This is a genomic window from Streptomyces sp. NPDC049970 (assembly GCF_040660235.1).
Classification (GTDB): domain Bacteria; phylum Actinomycetota; class Actinomycetes; order Streptomycetales; family Streptomycetaceae; genus Streptomyces.
On the sequence record NZ_JBFALP010000020.1, the window covers coordinates 1 to 25678 of the forward strand.

General features: G+C 73.9%; 3 protein-coding genes. 2 read left to right on the top strand and 1 reads right to left on the bottom strand.

The window, feature by feature from the left end:
- A partial coding sequence (locus tag AB0I83_RS26750) for a type I polyketide synthase (RefSeq protein ID WP_363306431.1) occupies positions 1–5253 on the top strand: 5253 nt, incomplete at its 5' end.
- An 89-nt stretch (positions 5254–5342) separates the two neighbouring features.
- On the opposite strand, the gene AB0I83_RS26755 is transcribed toward AB0I83_RS26750, so the two are convergent.
- On the bottom strand, positions 5343–6392 hold the full coding sequence (locus AB0I83_RS26755) for a methyltransferase (protein ID WP_356538132.1): 1050 nt from the start codon (positions 6390–6392) through the stop codon (positions 5343–5345).
- 450 nt (positions 6393–6842) lie between these two features.
- Between AB0I83_RS26755 and AB0I83_RS26760 the strand changes: the two genes are divergently transcribed.
- Positions 6843–25643 (top strand): non-ribosomal peptide synthase/polyketide synthase, encoded by an 18801-nt coding sequence (locus AB0I83_RS26760; RefSeq protein WP_363306432.1) that lies wholly within the window; start codon positions 6843–6845, stop codon positions 25641–25643.
- Positions 25644–25678 lie beyond the last annotated feature (35 nt).

The window sequence follows — 25678 nt, forward strand, 5'->3', positions numbered from 1 at the left end:
ATGTCGACCGAGGACGGGCTACGTCTCCTCGATATCGCGGAGCGGTCGGCGGACCCCCTGGTCGTGGCGGCGCGCTTCGACCCCCGATCCCTGGCGGCCGGCGACGCCTCCACCCACCCCGTGCTGCGCGGCCTGGTCCGGAAGCCGGCCGGACCCCTGCGCCGCACCGTTACCGGGGCCACCCCTGCGACCAGCACCCCGGACCGGGACACGAAGCTGCGGGACGCCCTGCTCCGGCAGGCCCCCGCCGGACGCCGGGCCACTCTGCTCGACCTGGTCCGTGCCCAGGTGGGCACGGTACTCGGACACACCGATGCCGACGCGATCGCGCCCGACCGTGCGTTCAGGGACCTCGGCCTGGACTCGCTCACCGCCGTCGACCTGCGGAACCGGCTCGCCTCCGCCACTGGCCTGCGGCTGTCCGCGACCCTCGCCTTCGACCACCCCGACTGCTCCGCCCTCGCAGGGCACCTCCTCGGCCTGCTGATCGGCGCCGAACGCACCGCCGCCCCCGGCCAGGACACCCACGGGACCTCCGGAACGCCCCCGGCCGACGACCCGATCGCCGTCGTCGGCATGGCCTGCCGCTACCCCGGCGGCGTCGCCACGCCGGAGGACCTGTGGCGCCTCGTCGACTCGGGCGGCGACGCCATGGGCCCGTTGCCCGCCAACCGGGGCTGGGACCTCGACACCCTGTACGACCCCGACCCCGACGCACCCGGCCGTGCCTACGTCCGGGAGGGCGGCTTCCTGCACGACGCCGGGAGCTTCGACGCCGAGTTCTTCGACATCTCGCCGGTGGAGGCACTGGCGACCGACCCCCAGCAGCGGCTGCTCCTCGAAACCGGCTGGGAGGCCTTCGAACGGGCCGGCATCGTCCCGGCGACCCTGCGCGGCAGCCGCACCGGAGTGTTCGTCGGCTCGCACTACCAGGAGTACGGCCCCCGCCTGCACCAGGCCGGTCAGGGCACCGAGGGCCACCTGATCACGGGCAATGCCGGCAGCGTGGTGTCCGGACGACTCGCTTACGTCCTGGGCCTCGAAGGCCCGGCCGTCACCGTGGACACCGCCTGCTCGTCGTCGCTCGTCGCCCTGCACATGGCCGTAGGTGCCCTGCGGTCCGGTGAGTGCGACCTCGCCCTGGCCGGGGGAGTCGCGGTCATGCCGGGACCCGGCGCCCTCATGGGCTTCAGCCGCCAGCGCGGTCTGGCACCGGACGGGCGCTGCAAGCCGTTCGCCGACGCGGCGGACGGGACCTCGCTCGCCGAGGGCGCGGGCGTGCTGCTGGTGGAACGGCTCTCGGACGCCCGCCGCAACGGACACCGCGTGCTCGCCCTGGTACGCGGCACGGCTACCAACCAGGACGGCGCCTCCAACGGGCTCTCCGCACCCAACGGTCCCTCCCAGCAACGCGTCATCCGCGCCGCCCTGGCCGACGCCCGACTGGCCACCTCCGACATCGACGCCGTGGAGGCGCACGGCACCGGCACCCGGCTCGGAGACCCGATCGAGGCGCAGGCCGTCCTCGCCACCTACGGCTCCGACCGCGGCGCCGAGGCGATTCCGGTGCGGTTGGGCTCGGTGAAGTCCAACATCGGACACACCCAGGCCGCCGCCGGGGCGGCCGGCGTCATCAAAATGGTGCAGGCGCTGCACCACGGAGTGCTGCCGCCCTCCCCGCACCTCGACAAGCCGTCGCACCACGTCGACTGGACGAGCGGCGCCGTCGAACTGCTGCGTGCCCCCGTGGCCTGGCCCGTCACCGACCGGCCCAGGCGCGCCGGGGTGTCCTCGTTCGGCATCAGCGGCACCAACGCCCACGTCATCCTGGAGGAGGCTCCCCGGGAGGAGCCCGCCCCGGCCGCCGACATCACCGGCGACGCCCCCGAGCCGGCCGGGAGCACCGTGCCCTGGGTGCTCTCCGGGCGCTCCCCGGCCGCGCTGCGCGACCAGGCCCGCCGCCTCCTTGCCCGGCTGAGGCAGCACCCGGACGAGGACGCGCCCGCCCCGCGTGACGTGGCCGTCGCCCTCGCGACCCGGCGAACGGCCTTCGCGCACCGGGCCGTCGTCACCGGCGAGCGACAAGAACAACTGGAGTCGGCGCTGGAAGCGCTCGCCGCAGGCCGGCCCGCGCCCCACCTGGTGACGGGAGGCGAACGGACCGGGCGTACGGCGGTGCTGTTCACCGGACAGGGCAGCCAGCGCGTCGGCATGGCCGCGGAGCTGCACCGCACCCACCCGGTCTTCGCCGACGCGTTCGACGCCGTGTGCGCTCTCTTCGACAGGCTGCTCCCCGGCGAACCGCCCCTGCGGGACGCCGTCTTCGACACGGGTGAGAGGGCCGCGCACCTCCTCACCGGAACGCTCCGGGCCCAGTGCGCGCTGTTCGCGGTCGAAGTCGCGCTGTACCGGCTCCTCGCCTCCTGGGGCCTGCGCCCCGACGTGGTCGCCGGCCACTCCCTCGGCGAGATCACCGCGGCCCACGTCGCGGGCGTACTCACCCTCGCCGACGCGTGCACACTCGTCACCGCCCGAGGCCGGCTGATGCGGGACCTGCCCGAAGGCGGCGCGATGGTCGCCGTACGGCTGACCGAGGCCGAGGTCGAGCCACTGCTGGTCGGCCGCGCCCACGAGGTCGGGCTCGCCGCCGTCAACGGCCCCGACTCCGTCGTCCTCTCCGGCACCGGGGACGCCGTCGCCGAGATCGCCGCCCGCCTCGAAGAACGCGGCGCTCGGACCCGTCGGCTGAGGGTGTCCCACGCCTTCCACTCGCCGCTGATGGATCCCGTCCTGGCCCCCCTCCGCGCCGAACTGGGCGGCCTCGTCTGCGCCGTGCCCGAGATCCCGGTCATGTCCCATCTGACGGGTGAACTCCTGCCATCGGACCGGCCGGTGGACCCGGAGCACTGGGTGCGGCACGTGCGCGAGCCGGTCCGCTTCGCCGACGGCGTCGCCGCGCTGGCCGCCCGGGGCGTGACCACCTTCCTGGAGATCGGGCCCGATGCCGTCCTGTCCGCCCAGGGCCAGGACAGCGCCCCCGGTGCCGAGTTCGTCCCGACGCTGCGCCATGAGGAGGGCGAGGCGGCCGCCGTGATCCGGGCGGCCGGACAGCTCTTCGCCCGTGGCGCCGCCATCGACTGGTCCGCCGCGCTCGCCGTTCCGGACGGCGCCCCGCACACCGTGGACCTCCCCACCTACGCCTTCCAGAGGGCCGACTACTGGCTGCCCTCGGACGGCCTGTCCCCGGACGGGAATCCCCGGGGCCGCACCGGCCGTCCCGGCGCCGCGCCCCACGAGGCGCTGTTCGACGCAGACGACACGGGGCTCCACGACGCCGCCCTCGCCGCCGAACTCGGCCTAGGGGACGCCGCGTCGACGGCCGTGCTGCTCCCCCTCCTGGCCGCCTACCGGCGTCGTCGCGACGAGGAGGCCCGCGTCGGCCGCCTGCGTCACCGCGCCGTCTGGACACCGACCACCGTCCCCTCGGCGGCACCGTCGGGCACCTGGCTGCTCCCCGTCCCCGCACAGCAGGCCACCGACCCCTGGGTCACCGGGCTCGTCGCGGCGCTGTCCGCCGGGGGCACGAAGCCGGTCCTCGTGCCTGTCGCGGACGAGGGGGCACTGGCCGGAGGGCTCCGCGCGTCCGTCGACCACCTCGGCCCGGTCTCCGGTGTCCTCTCCCTGCTCGCCCTCGCCCCCGGGCGGCATCCCGCCCACGAGGCGGTGCCGCAGGGGACCGTACTCACCCTGGCGCTCCTGCGCGCCTTGGAAGAGCGCGGAGGCCCAGCCACCGTCTGGCACGCCACCCGCGCCGCGGCGGCGGTCGGCGCCGCCGAGCACGTCCATGAACCCGGCCAGCTCGCCGTACAGGCACTCGGACGCGTCGCCGTACGGGAGTGCTCCGGCCACTGGACGGGCACCGTCGACCTGCCCCGGCGCATCGACGGCTGGACCGGCAGCCGGCTCGCCGCGGTCCTGGCCCACAGCGCGGCCGGCAACGAGTCCGAACACGACCTCGCCGTCCGCGGCGCCGGACTCTTCGCCCGCCGCATCGCCCCGTCCCCCGACGCCCCGACCTCCACTCCCACCGCCGAGTGGCCGCCCACCGGTACCGTGCTCGTCACCGACGGCACCGGACCGCTCGGCCGCCAGGTGGCCCTGCACCTCGCCCGCTCCGGCGCCGAACACCTCCTGCTGCTGTCCCACACGGCCCCGGAGCACGCGGCGTCCACGGACGCGAGCCGTGCTCTGTGCGCCGAACTCACCGCCCTCGGCGCACGCGCCGACGTCGTCGTCAGCGACCCCGGCGACCGCGCGCAGGCGGCGGTCCTGCTGGACGGGCTTCCCGCGAGCGGCCCGCTGACCGTCGTCGTGACCCCGGCGACCACCGCTCCCGACGACAGCCACCTCGCCCGGCGGACCGTCACCGCCCTCCGGGAATCGGTGCGCAACGATGCCCGTGCCGCCCGGAACCTCCACGAGCTCACCAAGGAACGGACCGAGCCGGTCGCCTTCGTCCTCCTCACCACCCTCACCGCCTTCGTGGGCGCCCCGGGACGGGCAGGACAGGCCTTGAGCGGCGCCCTCCTGGACGCCCTGGCCGAGGAGCGCCGGGCCACGGGACTGCCCGTGACCCACATCGCCTGGGGACCGTGGGCCGGTGCCGAGGGGGACACCGCGGTCCGTGACGACGGCCTGGTGCCGGTGGCCGCGGACCTCGCCCTACAGGCTCTCGACCGTGCCGCACGCGCCCGCGATACGGGGATCGCCGTTCTCGAAGCCGACGCGGAACGACTCGCGGCCCACGTGTCCGCCACTCCCGGAGCGCGGCCACTGGCCATGCTGTTCGACGGTGTCCCGGCGGTCCGCGACGCGATACGCGGGGCCGGCGGAGTGCGCGAGGACCCGTACACCGAGGACCCGGACGCGTTCCGGCGCCGCCTCGGGAGGCTGTCCGAGGGTGCGCGGAGAGCCGAGATGCTGCGGCTCGTGCGCACCCACGCCGCTCTGGTACTGGGGCATGCCACCGACGACGCGGTGGCCCCCGACCGCGGCTTCGTGGAGATGGGCTTCGACTCGCTCACCGCGACCCGCCTGCGCAACCGACTCGGCGCTGTGACCGGTCTCCAGATCAGCGCCGCCACCGTCCTGGACCGTCCCACCCCGGACACGCTGGCCGAGCACCTGCTCGCACTCTGCACGGCCTCACCGACCCGTACACGCCCCCGCCTGCGCCCCCGCGAACGCGGCTGACACCGAGGCCTCGGCAGTACGTCGCCGGGCGGGCACCACGACAGTGCGGGGCCGGCCCGAAGGCCGGCCCCGCACTGTCGCCCGAGGCGTCAGCGCTTGACGCCCAGACTCAGCCCGTGCTCGTAGGGCAGCCCCGCGACCGTGCCGACCTCCTCGAACCCGGCCTCGCGCAGCCAGCGTTCCCAGTCGCTCGCCGGGTAGGCCATGCCCCGGCCGCTCGCCAGCACGTTGAAGTACAGTCCGAGCCGGGCTCCGAATACCCCGTCCGTCTCGTCGTCCGAGACGTGGTAGCCGTACACCATCACCCTGCCGCCCGCCGGCAGCGCGTCGTACGCCTTCCTCAGCAGGAGCAGGATCGATTCCTCATCGAAGATCTCCAGCACATGGCTGAAGAGCACCGCGTCCGGGCCCTTCGGGAACGGATCGGTGAAGATGTCACCGGGCACCACACTCACCCGGTCGGACCGCGCCCCCGTCTCGGCGCCGGACGCGAGCCGGGAGACGCTCGGCATGTCGAACACCGTCGTCCTGAGCGTCGGACGGCGGGAGACCAGCCTCGCCGAGGTGCTGCCGTCCCCGCCGCCCACGTCGAGCACGTGCCGTACGTCCCCGAAGACCGGCTGCTCGATCAGGGCGTCGACCGAACGGAGCGTGAAGGCGGTCATCGCCCGGTGGAAGACCGCCTCCAGCGGAGGGTTGCGGGACAGCCGCCCGTACAGGGTCGGCTCGTCGCCGGGATGGGCGGCCAGGGCGGTGTTGGTGCCCGCCCGCAGAGCCTTCGTCAGCTCCGCGAACGCGGGGTAGTAGACCTCCTTCCAGCCGGTCAGGATGTGACTCCAGCTGTCCGGCTCCTCGTCCGAGGCCAGCAACTCCTCAGCTACCGAGGAGTTGTGGTAGACGCCCTCCCGACGCTCCAGCAGCCCGGTCGCACAGACCGCCTGGAGCAGCACCCGGAGCTGGTGCGCGGGCAGAGCGCAGAACGAACGGATCTCCGCCGCGCTCGCGCCGGGACTCTCCGACAGGAAGGCGAAGATCCTCAGCTCGGCGGCGGTGGTGACGGCGTTGAACAACGCCGGAGCGTTGACGAGGAAGTGGAAGCGTTCGAGGACCGGATCGTCCTCGCGGGCGGCGTTCTTCATCGTTCTCCCGGGAAGGAAAGGCGTCGGCCGGCGCGCCACGGTGGTTCCGGCGTGCTGAGGGCTGTCCCGCGATCCCTGGTGGATCGGCGCGCGGCGGACGCGGTGCGTGGCGAGGCGGAGGGACGTCCGCGTACGGGATGAAGTTCGGGCGCTCCGACACCCGCGGCCAGGTGGCCGTAGCTGTCGTCGTGCGCCCGCCAGGGACTACGGGGCAGACCTTAAGCGGGCGAAAACCGGGCGGCAACGACGATGCCCGCCGTTACGGCCGCACGGCCCTACGCGACCCGGCGGTGCCCGCGCACCGGCACCGCACGTAACTGTGGCTCCCACCGATGCTGTTGCCTCCCCCTCCTCAGCACCATCTCTACTGCCCGCACCGGGCCGTGACCCGCTCGCGCGGACGGCCTGTCCGGAGGCAACGGACGACCCAGCCCGCATTGAGGAGTGCACGTGATTCCTGCGTCGTATGCGCAACGCCGGCTGTGGCTCGTGGACCGGCTGGAGGGTCCGAGCGCGCTCTACACCGTCCCGCTCGTCCTGAGGCTCTCCGGCCGACCGGACGTGAGCGCACTGCGGGCGGCGCTGCGCGACGTGGTGACCCGACACGAGGCGCTGCGAACGCGGTTCCCCCAGTTCGACGGCGAACCCGTCCAGGAGATCGTGCCCGCCGCCGCGCTCGACGGCCTGCTGACCGTCGACGAGGTACGGGCCGACGACCTGGAGGCCGAGATCGGCCGCACCGCCCGGCACGTCTTCGACCTGACAGCCGCCATCCCCTTCCACGCCCGGCTGCTCACCGTCGACGAGCGGACGTCGGCGCTCGTGGTCGCCCTGCACCACATCGCCGCCGACGGCTGGTCCGCCGCCCCGCTCTGGCGGGACCTCTCCGCCGCCTACGCCGCCCGCCTGACCGGGACCGAGCCCGCCCTCGTGCCGCTGCCCGTGCAGTACGCCGACTACACCGTGTGGCAGCGCGAACTGCTCGGCGACTCCGACGACCCCGGCAGCCTGCTCTCCGAGCAACTCGCCTACTGGCGGAAGGCGCTGGCCGGGGCTCCCCAGGAGCTCGCGCTGCCCGTCGACCGACCGCGGCCCGCCGTCTCCGCGCACGACGGGGGCACCGTACGCCTCGCCGTCCCGGCGGACCTGCACGCCCGGCTCGCCGAGTTCGCGCAGGCCCAGAACGCCACCATGTTCATGGTCTGGCACGCCGTGGTCGCCGTCTTGCTGTCCAAGCTCGGAGCCGGTCACGACATCCCAGTCGGCAGCCCGTTCGCCGGACGCGACGAGGCGGACCTCGAAGACCTCGTCGGCTTCTTCGTAAACACCCTCGTCCTGCGCACCGACCTGACCGGTGATCCCGCCTTCACCGAGGTCGTCCGGCGGGTGCGCGGCGCCGCCGTCGACGCCATGAACCACCAGGACGTGCCCTTCGAGCGGCTCGTGGAGGAGCTCGCCCCGTCCCGTTCCCTGACCCGGCACCCCCTCTTCCAGGTCAACCTCACCCTGCACAACACCCCACGCGTCCCCGTCGACCTGCCCGGTCTCGCGGCCGTCGCAGGGTTCGCGGAACTGCCGCTGGTCAAGTACGACCTCGACCTCCAGGTCCTGGAGCACTTCGACGAGCGAGGCCGTCCCACCGGTCAGCACGTCGAACTGCACTACTCCGCCGACCTGTTCGACCGCGCCACCGCCCAAGCCCTCGCGGATCGCCTCCTGCGTGTCATGCGCCAGGCCGTCCGCACCCCGCACCTCCAGCTCCACGCCTTCGACGTGCTCTCGCCCGCCGAGCACGAAGCACTGCTCGCCGCGGCGGGCGACACGGCGCCCCCGCCGCCCGCCGCGACCCTGCCCGACCTCTTCGCCGCCCGGGCCGCCGCCCACCCCGGCGCGCCGGCCGTCACCCACGACGCGGACGGCCTGACCTACGCCCGACTGGACGCCGAGTCCAACCGTCTCGCCCGACACCTGGTCGCCTGCGGCGCCGGCCCCGAAACCCTGGTCGCCGTGTCGCTGGACCGCAGCCCCGGCCTGGTCGTCGCTCTCCTCGCGGTGTTGAAGGCGGGCGCCGCGTACCTCCCGGCCGACCCCGCCTACCCGGCCGCCCGGATCGACGCCCTGCTCACGGACGCCGCCCCCGCCCTCCTGCTGACCACCGCCGACACCGCCGCACACGCCGTCGGCGCACCCGGTCTGCGCCGTGTCCTCCTCGACGACGGGGACGTCCGCACCACCGTCGCCGCCCTCGACCCCGGTCCGCTCGTCCAGGACGAACGCCGGGCCCCGCTCCACCCCGACCACCCGGCCTACGTCATCCACACATCGGGCTCCACCGGGACACCCAAGGGGGTCGTGGTCGCCCACGCCCAGGCGACCGCGCTGTTGCGGGCGGCCGCCGACCGGTACGGCTTCGGCACCGACGACGTCTGGACCTGGTTCCACTCCTACGCCTTCGACTTCTCCGTGTGGGAACTGTGGGGTGCCCTCCTCACGGGCGGCCGGCTCGTCGTCGTCGGCCACGACACCTCCCGTTCCCCGGCCGACTTCCACGGCCTCCTGGTCCGCGAGGGCGTCACCGTCCTCAGCCAGACCCCCTCCGCCTTCCACCAGCTCGCCCGCGCCGACGCCCGCCAGGACGCCGCCGCGCTCGACGCCCGGCTCCGGCTCGTCGTGTTCGGCGGCGAGACCCTGGACCCCGCACGCCTCAGGGACTGGCACGCCCGCCACGGCGCCGACGGCCCAAGCCTGGTGAACATGTACGGCATCACCGAGACCACCGTCCACGTCACCCACCTCGACCTGGCCCCCGGCACCGGCGACGCACCCGGACCGCACGGCGGCAGCCCCGTGGGACGTCCCCTCGACCACACCCGTGTGCACGTCCTCGACGACGCGCTGCGGCCCGTGCCGCCCGGCGTACCCGGCGAGATGTACGTCACCGGCACCGGATTGGCCCGCGGCTACCTCGACCGGCCCGCGACGACCGCCGCCCGGTTCGTGGCCTGCCCCTTCGAACCGGGCACCCGCATGTACCGCACCGGCGACCGGGCTTGCCGCGCCGCCGACGGCACGCTCACCCACCTCGGCCGCACCGACGACCAGGTGAAGCTGCGCGGCTTCCGCATCGAGCCCGGCGAGGTCGAGGCCGCGCTTCTGGGACACCCCCCGGTCGCCGAGGCGGTCGTCGTGATCCGTACCGGCACGCCGGGCGACCGGCACCTCGTGGGCTATGTCGTCCCGAGCGACCCGGACGGCGCCACCGGCGACAAGGGCGCCGAGCTGGCACGCCGAGCACGTGAACACGCCGCCGCGGTGCTGCCCGCCCACATGGTGCCCTCCGCCTGCGTGGCGGTCGACCGGCTGCCGCTCACCGACAACGGGAAACTCGACCGCGCCGCGCTCCCCGCCCCGGACCGGGAGGACACCGTGGACGGACGGCCCCCCGCGACGGCGCGCGAGGAGATCCTCTGCGCGGCGTTCGCGAACGTCCTGGGTCTGCCCGAGGTCGGAGCCGACGACGACTTCTTCGCGCTCGGCGGCCACTCCATGCTCGCGGTTCGGCTCCTCGACGACCTCCGCGGCCAGGGTGTCAGCGTCGACATGCGGACCCTGTTCACCGCCCCGACACCGGCTCGGCTCGCCGCCGCCGCGGGCCCCGAGCCCGTCCTGGTCCCCGGGGGAGGCGTCCCGCCCGGCGCCACCCGGCTCACGCCCGGGATGGTCCCCCTCGCCGGCCTATCCGAGGACGAGCTGCGCACCCTCACAGACGCCCTGCCCGACGGCGCGGCCGGCGTCGCCGACATCTACCCCCTGGGCCCACTCCAGGAGGGACTCTTCTTCCACCACCGGCTCCACGCCGAGGCGGCCCCCGGGAACGGCGCCCTGAGCACGGCCGCGACCGGTACCGGCACCCGCTCCGGCGACGGGGACCCCTACGTCGTCCGCTACGTCCTGCGCTTCGGGACCGCGCAGCTCCTCGACTCCTTCCTCGCGGCCCTGTCCCAGGTGATCGACCGACACGACGTCCTGCGTACCTCCCTCGCATGGACTGACCTGCCGCACCCCGTGCAGGTCGTGCACCGGCACGCCGAACTCCCCGTCACAGAGACCGACCTGGGAGACGCACCCGACCCGGTGGAACACCTGCTGGCCCACGACGACGAACCGCTGGACCTGCGTCGCGCCCCGCTGATGGACGCCCGGACCGCCACCGAACCCGGCACCGGCCGCCGGCTCCTCGCCGTCCGCATGCACCACATCACCCAGGACCACACCACGCTGGACCTGGTCCTGCGCGAGGCCACCGCCCTGCTGGCCGGCCGCGGCGACGACCTGCCCGCCCCGCACCCCTACCGGGCCTTCGTCGGCCAGGCGCTGCTGAGCACCCCTGCCGAGGAGCACGAGGCCTACTTCGGCCGGCTCCTCGGCGACGTCACCGAACCCACCGCCCCCTTCGGTGTTTGGGAGGTGCGGGGCGACGGCGCCGACGTCACCGAACGCCGCACCGTTCTCGGCGAACCGGTGGCGGCCCGGCTGCGCGAACAGGCCCGGCGCGCCGGAGTGAGTGCCGCGACCGTCCTGCACGTCGTGTGGTCCCGGGTCCTGGCTGCCGTCTCCGGACGGGACGACGTCGTCTTCGGCACCCTGCTGCTCGGCCGCATGCAGGCCGGTTACGGCGCGGGGGACGTGCCCGGCCTGTTCATCAACACCCTCCCGGTCCGGGTCCGGACCGCCTGTACAGACGTGGCCGGCGCCCTCGACGACATGCACCACCAGCTCGCCGAACTCATGGTGCACGAGCACGCCTCGCTGGCCGCCGCCCAGCGCGCAGGCGGAGTGCGGGCCCCCGCGCCGCTGTTCACCGCCGTGCTCAACTACCGGCACAACGCCACCGCGGGCCCCGGCACGGTCCTGCCGCCCGGCACGGAGATCCTCGCCTTCCGGGAGCGCACCAACTACCCGTTGCTGGTCTCCGTCGACGACGACGGCAGGACGCTCGCGTTCGACGTCCAGGCCGCCGCCCCGGTCGATCCCGACCTCGTCACCCGGCTGCTGCACGCCACCACCGAGCGCGTCGTCGACGCCCTCGAACAGGCCCGGGACACACCGCTGTCCGACCTCGACGTCCTGCCCGCCGCCGAGCGGCACCGCATCCTCACGGAGTGGAACGACACCGGCCGGCCCGGCGCGGCCGGTGTCCTCACCGACGTCCTCGACGACCGCGCGGCAGCCACCCCGCACGCCCCGGCCCTCATCCACGACCGGGGCGGCCCGTCCCGCGACGCGGTCAGCCCTCCGGACGCCGACCACGGTGTACCCCGACACCTCGACTACGCCGAGCTCGACGCCCGCGCCAACCGCCTCGCCCGTCACCTGATCGGACATGGCGTCGGGCCCGAGGACCGGGTCCTGATCCTCATGGACCGCTCGCCCGACCTCGTCGTCGCGCTCCTCGCGGTCCTCAAGGCCGGCGCGGCCTACGTTCCCGTCGACCCCGACCAGCCCGCCGGACGCATAGCCCACCTGTGCGCCGACGCCGCACCCGCGGCCGTCCTCACCGGCACCGCCCACGCCGAGGACGTGCCCGCCTCCGCCCCGGCGGCGATCGTCGTGGACGACCCCGCCGTGCGCTCCGCCGTCGCTGCCCACGCCCCGGGCCCGGTCACCCAGGAAGAGCGCACCAGTCCGCTCCGCCCCGCCCACCCGGCGTACGTCATCTACACCTCAGGTTCCACCGGCGCGCCCAAGGGCGTCGTCGTCCCCCACTCCGGAGCGGTCAACCTCCTCGCGTTCCGCTGGCCCGGCCTTACCGCCGAAAGCCGCCTGCTGCAGTTCGCGTCGATCGGCTTCGACGTGGCGACCTGGGAGATCCAGACCGCACTCGCCGCCGGCGCCTGCCTCGTCACGGCCCCCGCTGTCCGACTGCTGCCCGGCGCCGGCCTCGAGGACCTCGTGGAGCGGCAGGCCGTCACCCACCTTCAACTTCCGCCCACCGTCCTCGGCATGGTGGAGCGCGACCACCGGCTGAGCTCCGTTCAGACCCTGCTGGTCGCGGGCGAGGCACTCGGCCGGACGCTGGTTGACCGGTGGGGCGCCGACCGCTGGTTCGGCAACGCCTACGGCCCGACGGAGATCACCGTCATCGCCGCCGCCGACGGCCCCCTGTGCCCCGGCGACGCCCCCACCATCGGCCGTCCCCTGCCCGGCGTCCGCCTCTACGTCCTGGACGCCCGCCTCCGCCCCGTCCCCGACGGCGTCGACGGCGACCTGTACGTCGCCGGCGCAGGCGTGGCCCGCGGCTACCTCGGCCGGCCCGGCCTCAGCGCCGAACGCTTCGTCGCCGATCCCCACGGGGCCGCAGGCACCCGCATGTACCGCACCGGCGACACCGTGCGCCGCACCGCCGGAGGACGCCTGCTGTACGTCGGACGAACCGACGACCAGGTGAAGATCCGCGGCTTCCGCATCGAACCGGGCGAGATCGAGACCCGCCTAGCCGCGCACGAGGCCGTCGACCACGCCGTCGTCGTCGCCCGGGACGACATCCCCGGCGCCCACGGCGAAAAGCGCCTCGTCGCCTACGTCGTGCCGGCCCGACCCGCCGCCGCCCAGCCCGACATGCTGCGCGCCTACCTCGCGGCCGGGCTCCCGGGCCATCTGGTCCCGGCCGCGTTCGTCACCCTGGACCGGCTGCCGCTGTCGGTCAACGGCAAGCTCGACCGGTCCGCCCTGCCCACCCCGGACCCCACCACCGGCACGGGTGTCGCACGCCCTACGGGTACGTACGACGAACTGCTCTGCACCGCCTTCGCGCACGTCCTCGGGGTGCCGCGCATCGGCGTCGACGACGACTTCTTCGCGCTCGGCGGTCACTCGCTGCTCGCGGTCCGCCTGATCGCCCGCGTTCGCGCCGTACTGGGCGTCGAAATTCCCGTGCACGCCGTCTTCGAGGCTCCCACGCCCGCGCGACTGGCCGCCCGGTTGGCGGGGGCGGCGGGGGTCGGTGTGCGTCCGGGGGTGTGGGTGGGGGTGCGGCCGGAGCGGTTGCCGTTGTCGTACGCGCAGCGTCGGTTGTGGTTCGTGGACCGGTTGGAGGGTGCGAGCGCTCTGTACAACATTCCGTTGGTCGTGCGGTTGTCCGGGCTGGTGGATGTTCCGGCGCTGCGTGCCGCTCTGGGGGATGTGGTGGTGCGGCACGAGGCGTTGCGGACCCGGTTCCCGCAGGTGGAGGGGGAGCCGTACCAGGAGGTGGTGCCGGCCGGTGAGGCCCGGGTCGAACTGCCGGTGGTGCCCGTCGTGCCCGGTGAACTGGAGTCGAGTGTCGACGCGGCCTGTGCGTACGTCTTCGATCTGGCCGGTGAACTCCCGGTGCGGGCAACGCTCCTGAGTATTGATGAGGAGAGTTCGGTCCTCGTGCTGGTCGTGCACCACATCGCCGGTGACGGATGGTCCCTGGCACCCCTGTGGCGGGACCTGACCACCGCCTACACCGCACACCGCTGCGGAACCACGCCGCGCCTCGCGCCGCTCTCCGCCCAGTACGCCGACTACACCCTGTGGCAGCGCGACCTCCTCGGCGACGCGGACGACCCCGGCAGCGTGCTGGCGGAGCAGGTCGCTTACTGGCGCGGGGCGTTGGACGGCATCCCCGAGGAACTCTGCCTTCCCACCGACCGGCCGCGCCCGTCCGTCGAGAGCCACCGGGGGGCGGCCGTACCGGTCCTGGTGTCCGCCGAACTGCACGGCCGGATGGCGGAGCTGGCTCGCTCCGAGGGCGTGACGATGTTCATGGTGTGGCAGGCGGCGGTGGCCGTGCTGCTGTCGCGTCTCGGCGCCGGGGAGGACATCCCGCTGGGCAGCCCCGTCGCGGGCCGTACCGACGAGTCCCTGGAGGGCCTGGTCGGGTTCTTCGTCAACACCCTGGTCCTGCGCACCGACCTGTCCGGCGATCCCACCTTCACCGACGTGCTCGCCCGGGTCCGCCGGGGCGCGCTGGGAGCCCTGCACCATCAGGACGTCCCGTTCGAGCGGCTGGTGGAGGAGCTGGCACCGCCACGGTCGATCGGCCGCCACCCCCTCTTCCAGACCGTTCTGGAAGTGCAGTCCACGCCCCTCCTCGTCCCGGAGCTGGACAGGGCGGAAGCGGAGGTGCTGCCGTACACGGCCCGCGACGCCAAGTTCGACCTCGACCTGCAGGTCGCGGAGCGCTTCGACGCCGAGGGGCGCCCCACCGGCATGGAGGGCGAACTCGTCTACGCGGCCGACCTCTTCGACCACTCCACGGCCGAGACGCTGACCACCCGGCTGCTGCGCGTCCTCGACGCCGTGGCCGCCGATCCGGGACGGCCCGTGCACACCGTCGACGTGCTCGACGGGGCCGAGCGGGAGCGGCTGGTGGGGGAGTGGTCCCGGAGGCAGCCGGAGATCACCGGCCCGGACGCCCGGGTGTTCGTACTCGACGACCGCCTCATGCCGGTTCCTCCCGGCGTCGTGGGACTGCTCCACACCACCTGCGACCAGGCCGCGGACGACGCGGTCGCCTGTCCGTTCACCGAGGAGGAGTCCGTCATGCGACCCACCGGCGCACACGCCCGCTGGGACGACGAGGGCCGCGTACACATCGTCACCCCCGGCGCCGGAACGGCGCCGGAGACCGACGCCGAACCGCCCGCCGCCCCCGCCCGGCGGGGGACCGGACTGCGCGAGGAACTGCTCTGCTCCGTCTTCGCCCAGGTGCTCGGTGTGCCGGAGGTCGGCACGGACGACGACTTCTTCGCCCTCGGCGGCCACTCCCTCCAGGCCGTGCGACTGGTCAGCCGCATCCGCGCCGTCCTCGGCGTCGAATTGCGCGTGCGGGACCTCTTCGAGACACCGAGCGCGGCCGGACTGGCCGCCCGGTTGGCGGGGGCGGCGGGGGTCGGTGTGCGTCCGGGGGTGTGGGTGGGGGTGCGGCCGGAGCGGTTGCCGTTGTCGTACGCGCAGCGTCGGTTGTGGTTCGTGGACCGGTTGGAGGGTGCGAGCGCTCTGTACAACATTCCGTTGGTCGTGCGGTTGTCCGGGCTGGTGGATGTTCCGGCGCTGCGTGCCGCTCTGGGGGATGTGGTGGTGCGGCACGAGGCGTTGCGGACCCGGTTCCCGCAGGTGGAGGGGGAGCCGTACCAGGAGGTGGTGCCGGCCGGTGAGGCCCGGGTCGAACTGCCGGTGGTGCCCGTCGTGCCCGGTGAACTGGAGTCGAGTGTCGACGCGGCCTGTGCGTACGTCTTCGATCTGGCCGGTGAACTCCCGGTGCGGGCAACGCTCCTGAGTATTGATGAGGAGAGTTCGGTCCTCGTGCTGGTCGTGCACCACATCGCCGGTGACGGATGGTCCCTGGCACCCCTGTGGCGGGACCTGACCACCGCCTACACCGCACACCGCTCGGGGAGGACCCCCGAGTTCCCGCCACTGCCGGTGCAGTACGCCGACTACGCGCTCTGGCAGCAGCGGCTGTTCGGCGACGAGAACGACTCCGACAGCCGGCTCACCGCACAGGTCGAGCACTGGCGGACCGCCCTCGACGGAGTCCCCCACGAGATCGCCCTGCCCTTCGACCGGCCCCGCCCGGGGAAACCCGGACGCGGCGGCGGCTGGGCCGACATCCACGTGCCCGCCGAACTGCACGCGCGGATGGCGGAGCTGGCACGTGCCGAGGGCGTGACGATGTTCATGGTGTGGCAGGCGGCGGTGGCCGTGCTGCTGTCACGTCTCGGCGCCGGGGAGGACATCCCGCTGGGCAGCCCCGTCGCGGGCCGTACCGACGAGTCCCTGGAGGACCTGGTCGGGTTCTTCCTCAACACCCTGGTGCTGCGCACCGACCTGTCCGGCGACCCCAGTTTCACCGAGGTGCTCGCCCGCGTCCGGGCCACGGCACTGGACGCCCTCGACCACCAGGACATCCCCTTCGACCGGCTCGTCGAGAAGCTGGCCCCCGCCCGCTACACCGACCGCGTGCCCTTCTTCCAGGTGCTGGTCGCCGTGCAGAACATGCCGCAGGCCCACGTCGCGCTGCCCGGCCTCGAGGTGGCGGCCGGACCCGGCAAACCCACCACGGCCAAGGTCGACCTCGACGTCCAGGTCGTCGAACTCCATGACGAGGAGGGCGCGCCGAGCGGCATGACCGGCGGCCTCACCTACGCCACCGACCTCTTCGACCACTCCACCGCCGAGACCCTCGTCGCCCGGCTGCTGCGCGTCCTGGAAGCCGCCACCGCCGACCCCGCCCGGCACGTCTCCCGCATCGACGTCTTCGACTCCGCCGAACGGCGCCGCCTGCTCACCGAGTCCAGCGGCGCCCGCAGCGACACCCTGGCGCTCACCGTCCCCGAACTGTTCACCGTCCGCGCCTCCCGCGCACCGAAAGCCGTAGCCCTCGACACCGGCGCAGGCCCCGTCACCTACGGAGACCTGGAGGCCCGCTCCAACCGCCTCGCCCACCACCTCATGGACCTCGGCGTCGGCCCGGAGACCGTGGTAGCCGTCGTCATGGACCGCTCCCCGGACGTGGTCACCACCCTGCTGGCGATCCTCAAGGCCGGCGGCGCCTACCTCACCCTCGATCCCGCCCAGCCGGGCACCCGCACCGCCGAGATGGCCGCCCGTGCCGGAGCCGAGCTGTGCCTGGCCGACGGCCGATACGCCGAGGCGGCCCGCGGCCTGTTCGCCACCGTCGTCGTCGCCGACGGGTCGGACGACGCGTGGGCCGACCGTCCCGCCGTCGCAGTCGGCGGACGGAGCCTGCCCGACCAGCTCGCCTACGTCATGTTCACCTCAGGCTCCACCGGCGAACCCAAGGGCATCGGCACCACCCACCGCGACATCGTGGACCTGGCCGGCGACCGCTGCTGGCAGTTCTCCGGCGCCGCCCGCGGCATGTTCGCCGCCCCGCACACCTTCGACGGCTCCACCGTCGAGGTCTGGGTGCGGTTGCTCACCGGCGGCAGCCTGATCGTCACCCCGCCCGGCAGGACCGACGCCGCCCGCCTCCGAAGCCTCGTGGCCGACCACGGACTCACCCACGCCCATCTGACCGCCGGCCTCTTCCGGGTCATCGCCGAGGAGGACCCCGCCGCCTTCACCGGCGTCCACGACGTCCTCACCGGCGCCGACATCGTCCCCAGGGAGGCCGTCCGCCGGGTCCTCGAAGCCGCCCCCGGCATCGTCGTCCGCAGCAGCTACGGGCCGACCGAGTCGACGGTCATCGCCACCCAGATCCCGCTCACCGACCCCGAGGCACTGGGCGACGTAGTGTCCATCGGCCGACCCATGGACAACACCGGCGTGTACGTCCTCGACGACAGCCTCGCCCCGGTCCCGGCCGGCGTCGCCGGCGAGGCGTACATCGCCGGCGCCGGACTCGCCCGCGGCTACGTCGGCCGCGCCGCACTCACCGCCGAGCGCTTCGTGGCCTGTCCCTTCGACGCGCCCGGCGCCCGCATGTACCGCACCGGCGACATCGTGCGCCGACGGGCCGACGGCGCACTGGAGTTCGTCTCCCGGGCCGACGACCAGGTGAAGATCCGCGGTTTCCGGGTCGAGCCCGGCGAGGTGGAGAAGCTCCTGGCCGGCCATCCGGCCGTCGCCCAGGCCGTCGTCACCGTCCGCGAGGACACTCCGGGGGACAAGCGCCTGGTGGCCCACGTGACCCCGGCGCCCGGCCATACACTCCCCGACGTGCGCGAGTTCGTCGCCGGACGCCTGCCCGAGTACCTGGTGCCGGACGCCGTCGTCGTACTGGAACGGCTGCCGCTGACCGCCAACGGCAAGGTGGACCGCGCGGCCCTGCCCGCCCCCGAGTCGGTGAGCGCCGGCGTGGTGCGCCGGCCGCCGTCCCTGCGCGAGGAACTTCTCTGCTCCGTGTTCGCACAGGTCCTGGGCGTGCCCCGGGTCGGCGTGGACGACGACTTCTTCGCGCTCGGCGGCCACTCCCTGCTGGCCGTGCGCCTGATCAGCAGGATCCGCTCCGTCCTCGGCGCCGAGATTCCCGTGCAGGCGGTCTTCGAGACCTCCACCGTCGCCGGTCTCGCCGCCGCAGTCGGGGACGTCGGCGCCACCGGCACCCTGCGGCCCGTCCTCGCCTCCGGTCCCCGGCCCCGGCGGGTGCCCCTCTCGTACGCCCAGCGCCGCCTGTGGTTCGTGGACCGGCTCGAGGCCGCAGGGCCCCTCTACAACATCCCGCTCGCGCTGCGGCTGACCGGCACACTGGACACCGGCGCGCTCCGCGCGGCCTGGACCGACCTGCTCACCCGCCACGAGAGCCTGCGCACCCGGTTCCTGCACGCGGACGGCGACCCCTACCAGGACATCGTGCCCCTCGACGACTTCCCCGCGTACTTCGCCGTCGAGGCCGTCGGCCGCGAGGACCTGGACGCACGGATCACCGAGGCCGCAGGACACGTCTTCGACCTCACCGCCGGACCGCCCGTGCGGGCCACGCTCCTCCACGTGGACGGACCGGACACCGGTGAGGCGGTCCTGGTCGTGGTCACCCACCACATCGTCGCCGACGGCTGGTCGATGGTCCCCATGCTGCGCGACCTGTCCACCGCCTACACCGCCCGCCGGACCGGCCACGCACCCGGCTGGGAACCGCTGCCCGTACAGTACGCCGACCACAGCCTGTGGCAGCGCGAGCTGCTCGGCGACGGCGACGACCCCGACAGCGTCCTCGGCCGGCAGGCCGCCTTCTGGCGCGACGCGCTGAGCGGCAGCCCCGAGGAACTGACCCTGCCCACCGACCGGCCGCGGCCCGCCGTCGCCAGCCGCGAGGGCGGCTGGGTCCCGATGGCCGCACCGGCCGGCCTGCACGCACGCTTGACGGAACTGGCCGTCGCCAAGGGAGCCACCACCTTCATGGTGTGGCAGGCGGCGCTCGCCGTCCTGCTCTCCCGGCTCGGCGCAGGCCGGGACATCCCCATCGGCAGCCCCGTCGCGGGCCGCACCGACGAGGCCGCCGACGACCTCGTCGGCTTCTTCGTCAACACCCTGGTCCTGCGCACCGACCTCTCCGGCGACCCCACCTTCACCGAGGTCCTCGCCAGGGTCCGCAGGTTCGCGCTCGGCGCCCTGGGGCACCAGGACGTCCCCTTCGAACGGCTGGTGGAGGAACTGGCTCCGACCCGGTCCCGCTCCCGCCACCCCCTCTTCCAGGTCCTGCTCGCCGTACAGAACGTGCCCAGCGCCTCCGTGGACCTGCCGGGCCTGGAAGTCGAGGCCCTCCCGACCGAACTGGGCCGCGCGAAGTTCGACCTCGACCTGCACGTCGCCGAGCGGTTCGACGACGAGGGCCGCCCCGCCGGCATCGACGGCGGGATCACCTACGCCTCCGACCTCTTCGACCGCACGACCGTCGAGTCCCTGGTCGAACGCCTCCTGCTCGTCCTGCACGCAGTCGTCGCCGACCCCGCCGCCCGCGTCCGCGACATCGCCCTGCTCGACCCCGCCGAACACCACCGCGTCCTCACCGAGTGGAACAGCACCGAACGGGCCGCACCGGCCGACACCGTGCCCGGCCACTTCCGTTCCCAGGCCGCGCGTACCCCCCACACAGCCGCCATCGTCGCCGACGGCACGCGGATGACCTATGCCGAACTCGACGCCGCCTCCGACCGGCTGGCCCAGTACCTCACCCGGCACGACGCCGGCCCCGGACGACTCGTCGCCGTCGCCATGGAACGCTCGCCGGAGACGATCGTCGCCCTCCTCGCAGTCCTGAAGACCGGCGGCGCATACCTCCCCGTCGACGTCGGCTACCCCGCCGCACGCATCCGGCTGATGCTGCGCGACGCCGCCCCCGTCGCCGTCCTCACCACCACCGGCATCGAGGAGCGGCTGCCCGGGACGGGCGAGGACCCGCCCCGCATCGTCCTCGACGATCCGCGGACCCGGGAGGCGGTGGCCGCCGAGGACGCCGTACCCCCCGCAACACCGCCGCACCTGGACTCCGCCGCCTACACCATCTACACCTCCGGCTCCACCGGCACCCCCAAGGGCGTCGTCGCCACCCACCGCGCCGTCGACCGCCTCGTCCGCCCCGCCGACTACGCCGATGTCCGGGCCGGGGACGTCGTCTCCCACCTCGGGTCCGTCTCCTTCGACTCCACCACGTTCGACGTCTGGGCCACCCTGCTCAACGGCGCCACCCTCGCGGTGGGACCCGCGGGCTCCCCGTCCGTAGCCGGAATCCGCGACTTCCTCGACCGGCACGGGGTCAGCGTCGCCCTGCTGCCCACCGGACTGCTCCACCAGGTGATCGACCTCGACGTCGAGGCACTGCGCGGCGTCCGCTCCGTACTGACCGGAGGCGAGGCACTCTCCGTCGAGCACTGCCGCACGCTGCTCGACACGCTGCCCGGCACACGGCTGATGAACGGCTACGGACCCACCGAGAGCGTCACCTACACCCACACCCACCCCGTCACCCGTGAGGACGTCGACAGCGGCCGGGCGATCCCGCTCGGCCGCCCCCTGGCCCGCACCCGCGCCTACGTCCTCGACCCCGCCCTGCGACCCGTCCCCGTGGGCGTGCCCGGCGAGCTGTACATCTCCGGCGACGGGCTCGCCCGCGGTTACACGCACCGCCCGGGCCCGACCGCCGAACGGTTCACGGCCTGTCCGTTCGAGGACGGCGGCGCCCGGATGTACCGCACCGGCGACCTGGTGCGGTGGCGGGCCGACGGCGTGCTGGAGTTCGTCGGTCGCGCCGACGACCAGGCCAAGATCGGCGGCTTCCGCGTCGAGCCCGGAGAGGTCGAGGCCGCCGTCTCCGCCCACCCCGACGTGGCCCAGGCCGTCGTCGTGGTCCGTGAGGACACCTCTGGTGACAAGCGCCTCGCCGCCTACGCCGCACCGGCTGACCCGACCGTCAACGGCCAAGAACTGGCTCACCGAATAAGGGAGTTCGTCGCCGAACGGCTGCCGGACCACCTGGTGCCGCCCTACGTCACCGTCCTGGACCGGCTGCCGCTCACCCCGAACGGCAAGGTCGACCGGGCCGGCCTGCCCACCCCCGACCCCATGGCCGCCGTCAGCGTCGGACGCGGCCCGGCCTCGCCGTACGAGGAACTGCTCGGCGTCGTCTTCGCCGACGTGCTGCGCCTGCCCCGCGTCGGCGTGGACGACGACTTCTTCGCCCTGGGCGGGCACTCCCTGCTCGCCGTACGGCTGGTCAGCCGCATCCGTGCCGTACTGGACGCCGAGACCTCCGTCGCCACCGTCTTCGAGCACCCGACCGTCTCCGGCCTCGCACGGCAGCTGACCCGGGACGGGGGCCGCGCCCGCCCGGTCGTCGTGCCGATGCCGCGCCCGCCCGTCCTGCCCGTGTCCTACGGGCAGAGCCGCCTCTGGTTCGTGGACCGCATCGAGGGACCCAACCACCTCTACAACATCTGCCTCGTCCTGCGCCTCACCGGCGACCTGGATCCGGAGCTCCTGCGCACCGCCCTGGCCGATGTCGTCGCCCGGCACGAGAGCCTGCGCACCACGTTCCCCCTGGTCGACGACGAACCGAGCCAGCACGTCCTGTCCACCGGCGAGGCGGCCGTGGACCTGCCCGTCACCGCGGTCACCCAGGAGGAACTGGCCGAACGGCTCGACGCGCTCGCCTCCCACTCCTTCGACCTGGCCGCGGAACCGCCCCTCAGGACCGCGCTGTTCTCGCTGCGCCCCGGCGCGTGGGTGTTCTCACTGACCGTCCACCACATCGCGGCCGACGGCTGGTCGATGGGCCCGCTCTGGCGGGACCTGTCGCACGCGTACCGTGCACGCGCCGCCGGGCGGGCCCCGGAGTGGGAGCCGCTGCCCGTGCAGTACGCCGACCACACCCTGTGGCAGCGGGACTTCCTCGGCGACGTGAACGACCCCGACAGCGTGCTCGCCACCCAGGTCGCCCACTGGAAGGACCGGCTCCGCGGCGCGCCCCAGGAACTCGCCCTCCCCGTCGACCGGCCCCGACCGGCGGTCTCCGACCATCGGGCCGGACTGGTTCCGCTGCACATCCCGGCGCCCCTGCACGCACGGCTGGCCGAACTGGCGCTCGGACAGGGCGTCACCATGTTCATGCTGCTGCACGCGGCGGTCGCGGTCCTGCTGTCCAAGAGCGGCGCCGGCCGGGACATCGTCATGGGCAGCCCCGTCGCCGGACGCACGGACCAGGCCCTGGACGACCTCGTCGGCTTCTTCGCGGGCACCCTCGTGCTGCGCACCGACCTGTCGGGCGACCCCGACTTCCTCGAACTGCTCGACCGGGTGCGCACGGCCTGTCTGGACGCCTTCGAGCACCAGGACGTGCCCTTCGAACGCTTGGTGGAGGACCTGGCCCCGGCCCGCTCCATGGCCCGCAACCCGCTGTTCCAGGTGATGCTCGCCGTACAGAACAACCACCGGGGCACACTCAGCCTGTCCGGCGTACAGGTGGACGAGGAAGCGGCCGGGAGCCTGACGGCCCGTTTCGACCTGGATTTCGAGATCCGGGAGAGCTTCGACGAGACCGGCGCGCCCGCGGGACTCGACGGAGAGGTCGTCTTCGCGGCCGAACTGTTCGACCGCTCCACCGTGGAGACGCTGGCGGCCCGGCTCGTGCGGGTCCTGGAAACGGTGGCCGCCGACCCCACCCTGCCGGTGGCCCGAGTCGACCTGCTCGACGACGCCGAACGGCTACGCGTCCTTCGGGAGTGGAACGACACCGCCGGCCCCCGCCCCGACGACACCCTCGCCGGGCTCTTCGGCCGGCAGGCCGCCCGCACCCCCGACTCCGTCGCCCTGGTCCACGACGGCGCCGAGGTGACCTACGCCGAACTCGACGAGCGCTCCGACCGCCTCGCCCGGCACCTGATCAGCCTCGGCGCCGAGCCGGAAACCCTGGTCGGCGTGGCCCTCGACCGGTCGGTGGAACAGATCGTCGCGCTCCTGGCCGTCGTCAAGACCGGTGCCGCTTACCTCCCCGTCGACCCCGGCCAGCCGCGGCGGCGCACCGACCTCGTCCTCACCGACGCCTCCCCGGTCCTCGTCCTGAGCACCGCGCGGACCACCGCGCGGCTCGGCGGCGCGGACGCGGCGACGCGGGCCCGGTGGATCGACCTCGACGGACCCGCGACCGACGGCCTCCGCAGCGCGCAGGCACCCGGAGCGGTGACCGACGCCGAACGCGCGACGCCGCTGCGCCCGCACCACCCTGCGTACGTCATGTACACCTCCGGCTCCACCGGCACCCCGAAGGGCGTCTCCGTCCCGCACCACGGCGTGGTCAACCAACTGGCCTGGATGCAGCGGGAGTACCGCCTCGAACCCACCGACCGGATGCTCCAGCGGGCGTCGTTCGGATTCGACGCCTCCGTATGGGAGATCTTCTGGCCGCTGCTGAACGGCGCCGCGGTGGTCCTGAGCGGCCCCGGTGCGCACGCGGACCCCGTCCACCTCGCCGAACTCGTCGACCGGGAGCGGGTGACCGTCGCCCAGTTCGTCCCCTCCGTGCTGCGGGCGCTCCTCGACAGCGGCGCCGCCGAACGGTGCGCCGGCCTGCGGACCGTCCTCTGCCTCGGCGAAGTGCTCCCGGCCGCCGTGCGCGACCGCTTCCGCGAGACCCTCGGCGTACCGCTGCACAACCTCTACGGCCCCACCGAAGCGTCCGTCGCCGTCACCGCCTGGCCGTGCGACGAAAACCCGGACGGCGAGACCGTGCCGATCGGCCGCCCGCTGAGCAACACCAGGGCGTACGTCCTCGACGACGGCCTGCTGCCCGTTCCCCCGGGCACGCCCGGCGAGCTGTACGTCGCCGGCGACGGCCTCGCCCGCGGCTACCTCGGCCGGCCGGTGCTCACCTCCGAGCGCTTCGTGGCCTGCCCGTTCGGACAGGCGGGGACACGGATGTACCGCACCGGCGACATCGTGCGGTGGACGGTCGGCGGCCACCTGGAATTCCTCGGCCGCGCCGACGACCAGGTGAAGATCCGCGGCTTCCGCATCGAACCGGGCGAGATCGAGGCAACCCTGGCCGGACACCCGAAGGTCGCGCAGGCGGCCGTCGTCACGCGCGACGGCCCCGGCGGCGAACCCGCCCTCGCCGGCTATCTCGTCGCCGTCCCCGGCGCCGCCGACGACGGGGCGGCGGCCCTGGTGGGGCAGGTCAGGGAGTACCTGGCCGACCGGCTCCCGGAACACCTCGTGCCGCCCGCGCTGGTACCACTGGACACCCTGCCGCTCACCCCCAACGGCAAGCTGGACCGCGCCGCCCTGCCCGCCCCCGACCACACCGCCCTCGGCGACGGCGGCCGGAGCCCCGCCACGCTCCGCGAACAACTGCTGTGCTCCGTCTTCGAGCAGGTCCTCGGCGTCGCGCCCGTCGGCGTCGACGCGAGCTTCTTCGAGCTCGGCGGCCACTCCCTGCTCGCCGTACGGCTCGTCAACCGCATCAGGGCCGTCATCGGCGCCGACGTCCCCGTCCGTTCCGTGTTCGAGGCCCCGACCGTCGCCGGCCTGCTCGCCTGGATCGCCCGCGAGGGACGGCAGGGAGCCACCGACGTCCTCGTGCCCATGCGGTCCTCCGGCGGGCGGCCCCCGCTCTTCTGCGCGCACACCGTCCTGGGCCTCGGCTGGGAGTACGGCTGGCTCGCCGACGCCGCGCCCGGGGAACAGCCGCTCTACGCCCTGCGCCCCCGCGGCATGGACACCGTCGCGGACGAACTGCCCGAGTCGCTGTCCCGGATGGCGGCCGACTACGTCGCGCAGATCCGCGCCGTGCAGCCCACCGGCCCCTACCACCTGCTCGGCTGGTCCTTCGGCGGCAACGTCGTCCAGGAGATGGCGGCCCAGCTCCAGGACGCGGGGGAGGAGGTGGCCGCCCTGATCCTCCTGGACGCCAGCCCGGTGGACGGCCCCGCCACCGCCGAGCAGCGGGCGGGGTTCGCCGCACAGGAGGAGGCGGTGGCCGGCGCGCTCACCGGCGAGGAGCACGAGGCCTACCTGCGCATCGTCCGCAACAACACCCGCCTCCTCCTGGCCCACCGGACCCGCAGGACATCCGGAACCCTGCTGCTGATCTCCGCCGACTCCGAGGCGAAGGCCGCACTGTGGCGGCCGTTCGTCTCCGGCGGGGTACGGGAGCACACACTCGACTGCGCCCACCGCGAAATGCTCCTGAACCCGGACGTCGTCCGGCGGATCTGGGACATCGCCGCGGGCGAACTGCGACAGACCGACACCCGCCCGGAACCGGCGTGACCCCGGACCGGCCGACAGCAAGCCACTGCGAGACG

What these genes read in the sequence shown, in the direction of transcription:
- AB0I83_RS26755 (WP_356538132.1), bottom strand. Translation starts at nt 6,392, where the DNA reads ATGAAGAACGCCGCCCGCGAGGACGATCCGGTCCTCGAACGCTTCCAC.